Source organism: Carboxylicivirga sp. (genome assembly GCF_982718395.1).
This window is the reverse complement of the sequence record NZ_CEXQWX010000275.1, coordinates 1-4,312: the sequence shown is the minus strand read 5'-3', so window position 1 is coordinate 4,312 and position 4,312 is coordinate 1. Positions and strand designations below refer to the sequence as shown.

General features: G+C 38.4%; 4 protein-coding genes. 2 read left to right on the top strand and 2 right to left on the bottom strand.

The features are described from left to right. Nucleotides 1-988, bottom strand: a 988-nt coding sequence (locus AC4MRQ_RS25090; protein ID WP_491200480.1) for a class I tRNA ligase family protein, incomplete at its 3' end; no start/stop codon positions are given. Between the two features lie 240 nt (nt 989-1,228). Between AC4MRQ_RS25090 and AC4MRQ_RS25085 the strand changes: the two genes are divergently transcribed. Continuing rightward, entirely contained in the window at nt 1,229-1,915 is a 687-nt protein-coding gene (locus tag AC4MRQ_RS25085; RefSeq protein WP_491200479.1) for a DUF5020 family protein, read from the top strand. A gap of 16 nt (nt 1,916-1,931) precedes the next feature. Further along, a complete protein-coding gene (locus AC4MRQ_RS25080) occupies nt 1,932-3,233 on the top strand; it encodes an NCS2 family permease (protein WP_491200478.1) in 1,302 nt (433 codons plus the stop codon). Between the two features lie 450 nt (nt 3,234-3,683). Here the strand turns inward: AC4MRQ_RS25080 and AC4MRQ_RS25075 are convergent. Next, on the bottom strand, nt 3,684-4,312 hold a 629-nt coding region (locus tag AC4MRQ_RS25075; protein WP_491200477.1), incomplete at its 5' end, for an MFS transporter.

Genomic DNA, 4,312 nt, shown 5'->3' with positions numbered 1-4,312 from the left:
TCACCCATGGCATTAACTGCTCATAACGCACACCTTCTAAATCAGAACCAACATACTCTGTTACTAACTTAAAAGGTATCTTTTTATCACCTGGTTGATAGACATCAAAATCCAACTCTGCATTCTTCGGGTTGAAATAACTATCAACCAAAGCTTTCGCAACAATTACAGAAACAGGTGATCCGGTATAAGGATTATACGATTTTACTTTTACGTATTCAATCTTTGGACCTACAGCCAGTGCTGTGTTTGATGGCAATGTCCAGGGAGTTGTAGTCCAAGCCAGAAAGCTTAAATCCTCATCGCCTTCGAAGAACTTTTCTGACACCTCATTACGAACAATCTTAAATTGCGCTGTACAAGTTGTATCTTTTACATCGCGGTAACAACCGGGTTGATTCAGCTCATGTGTACTTAAACCTGTACCTGCAGCTGGTGAGTATGGCTGAATGGTATAACCTTTATAAAGCATACCTTTTTTATACAACTCCTTCAATAGCCACCAAAGTGTTTCGATGTAGCGATTATCATAGGTGATGTAAGGATCATCCATATCTACCCAATAACCCATTTTATGCGTTAGATCTTCCCATAAATCGGTATATTTCATTACATCCTTGCGGCAAGCCTCATTATATTCGGCTACGGTAATGCTTTTCCCAATATCTTCTTTAGTGATACCTAAAGCTTTTTCAACGCCCAATTCTACTGGTAAACCGTGCGTATCCCAACCAGCTCTACGCTTTACATGAAATCCTTGTTGGGTTTTAAATCGGCAAAAAATATCCTTAATGGTACGCGCCATCACATGGTGAATTCCCGGAATTCCATTAGCAGATGGTGGCCCTTCGTAAAACACGAATGTAGGCTTCCCTTCTCTGGTAGTGATACTCTTCTCAAATGCTCCGTTTTCCTCCCAGGTTTTTAACACGTCTTTATTAACCTGCGACAAGTTCAATCCTTTATATTCCGGAAATTTTGCGCTCATCAATTCTATATTTTTACCCTTAATTTTAAAAAGTGTACAAATATAGATGTTGGTGTAGTGAAAAACAAATGATTCTGAACACTTAAACAACATTGATAAGTAGAAATAAATGCTTTCTTTTAATCACTATAAATAAGCTCTTCATCAAAGAATAGAATTAATTAATCATTTATTCCAAAGAGAATTTATATACTTTTGCGCCATCAATAACAAGTATAAACGATTAATTACGTATCATTTATGAAAAGAATTCTATTTTCATTGATTGCCGCTATGGCATTTGGAGTTGTTGCAAAAGCTCAAAACTTACAGGTTCACTACGATTTTGGTGACGAACGTAAGCAAATCACCACAACCCTGGAAATGTTCAAACCAGACAAATATGGTAGCACTTTCTTTTTTGTTGACATGGACTATAGTAATGATACGAGAGGTGTTGATAATGGTGTTTCTTTAGCTTATTGGGAAATTGCCCGTAGCTTCAAGTGGAATGAATCACAAAAATTTGAACCTCGTGTAGAGTACAATGGAGGTAACTTCAAATTAAACGATCCACTTCCATTCACAATCATTGAAAACGCTTGGTTAGTTGGTGGTCAGTACACATTCAACAATGCTGATTTCTCAAGAGTTTTGACTCTACAAGCTAATTATAAATATATAAAAGATAAGGAAGATGCATCTTTTCAGTTAACTGCTGTATGGGGAATGCATTTTATGGACAGAAAACTATCATTTGTAGGTTTTGCCGATTTTTGGAAAGAAGAAATGATCTGGGAAACAGACTATCGTTTTTTAATGGAACCACAGATCTGGTACAATGCCTGTAAGAACTTCTCATTTGGTGGAGAAATTGAAATGAGCAACAACTTCGTAAAAGATGAATTTGTTGTTAATCCGACTCTTGCTGTTAAATGGACATTCTAATTAATCCAACAATATCATGTTAGAGAAATTCTTCAAATTATCAGAAAATAAAACGACTGTCAAAACGGAAGTAGTAGCTGGTATTACCACGTTTATGACAATGGCATACATCCTGGCAGTTAACCCGGATATTCTTTCGGCGACGGGAATGGACAAAGGGGCTCTTTTTACAGCAACTGCTATTTCAGCTGCTGTTGGTACTTTAGTGATGGCTTTATGGGCTAAGTTACCGTTTGCTTTGGCTCCTGGTATGGGACTAAATGCGTTCTTCGCTTTTGGTGTTTGTATTGGTATGGGCATGTCGTGGCAGTTTGCATTAACAGCTGTATTCCTTGAAGGTATCCTGTTTATTTTAATGACTGTATTTAATATACGGGAGCTAATCATTAATGCGATACCAGGTAGTATCAAAAATGCCATATCGGTAGGTATCGGTTTATTTATTGCATTTATAGGGATGAAAAATACCGGTATCATAGTAGCTCACGATGCTACTTTCGTTCACTTGGGTGACATGAAAAGTGCAGCTGTATTGTTAGCACTTGGTGGCATTATTATTACAGGTGTGCTTTTAGCCCTGAAAGTAAAAGGGGCTCTTTTAATCGGAATGGTAATCACTACGGTTGTGGGTATTCCAATGGGAGTAACTCAACTACCGCACTTTGATTTCTCGGTTCCTTCTCTTTCATCAATCGCCTGGAAGTTTGATTGGGAATGGGTTAAAACAGCTGAAGGAATCTTTACCATGATCACGGTATTATTCACCTTCTTGTTTGTGGATATGTTCGATACTGTAGGAACTTTAATTGGTGTTTCAACAAAAGCTAAGATGATCAATAAAGATGGTCGAATCCCGAATGTGAAGCAGGCACTAATGGCTGATTCAATTGGGACAACTGTCGGCGCAATGTTGGGAACCTCAACCGTTACTACTTATGTGGAGTCAGCATCTGGCGTAGCCGAAGGTGGTCGTACCGGATTAACAGCCTTAACAACTGCAGCTCTGTTTATCTTCGCTTTATTCTTATCTCCACTATTTCTGATGATTCCGGCTGCTGCAACGGCACCTGCATTGGTATTGGTTGGCGTGATGATGATGACACCAATTCAGAATCTGGATTTGGAAGATTTCACTGAATCAATTCCGGCATTCTTTACCTTAATTATGATGCCATTAACCTTCTCTATTGCTGAAGGTATTGTATTTGGTATTCTATCATACGTGGTATTGAAGCTGCTTTCAGGTAAGCACAAGGACATTTCAATCGTATGCTATGTATTAGCTGTTTTGTTTGTTCTTAAGTTTGTGTTTATGTAGAACCTACCTTTCTATATTTCAAGAGGCCTTTCGAAAGATTGGCCTCTTTTTTAATCAGCACATTACCCTCGTTCCCTTTCAGAAAATGCCTCACATTATTTAACCATAATACACTTTTCCCTGACTTTGTGTCACTTTTTAGGTCTCTGCAATGGACAGTCGCTTCCCTGCATTGCTCTTGCCTGACTTTGTGTCACTCTTTCACTTTTCTGCACCACTCCTGTACCACTGTGTACAACCTGGAGGCAAATTGTGGCGGTTGTGAAGCTTTTTGTGGCGGTCAAGTGTGTTTCTGAAGTGCTTTTAACAGATTTTACATTGCCTTCGTGTCTCAACGTAATGCTTTTAAGCCTCACTGCCAACCTTAGGCGTATTCTGCATTACTTCTAAGATTAAAAAACAGCCACCTGTGAAGATGGCTGTTTATATATTATTTTGTTTTTCCCTGAATTACTCAGCAATATTTGGACGTTCCAGTCCATAACCTTTTTTCTTATCTTCGGCTTTAAGAGCTACTGCTATAACAATGGCAAGCAAACCTGTTGCAGCAAAAATCACCATTGGTAGAGTGTAGTCGTAATGACTAAATTCACCATTAGCATCAACCACTTTACAGTACTTCTCTAATACCACACCAATTAACAAAGGCATACCCATTAGTCCCCAGTTTTGAACCCAGAATATTAAGGCATAAGCAGATCCCAACTGTTTTTCAGGGATAATCTTTGGTACAGATGGCCACATGGCTGAAGGAACAAGCGAGAATGTTACACCTAATAAAATTATCAGTGCGATGGCAATCACATAATGATTCAGTGCAGGTGTTGCAAAGACTGAATGCACAGCAAGAAGCATGATTGAACCGATCAACATTATAGTTGCTCCCTTACCTTTTCTATCATACAGGTTACCAAAGAATGGTGTTAAAATGATTGTTCCAAAAGGCAATAAACTAGGTATTGCACCGGCAAAATCTTCATTTACGCCATATTTATTTATCATCAAATCGGTTGCATAGTACAGGAATGGGAAGATACCTGAATAGAAAAGTACGCATAATAATGCGATTAACCAGAAAC

Coding starts and splice junctions, on each gene's coding strand:
- AC4MRQ_RS25085 (WP_491200479.1), top strand. CDS start 1,229: ATGAAAAGAATTCTATTTTCATTGATTGCCGCTATGGCATTTGGAGTT.
- AC4MRQ_RS25080 (WP_491200478.1), top strand. CDS start 1,932: ATGTTAGAGAAATTCTTCAAATTATCAGAAAATAAAACGACTGTCAAA.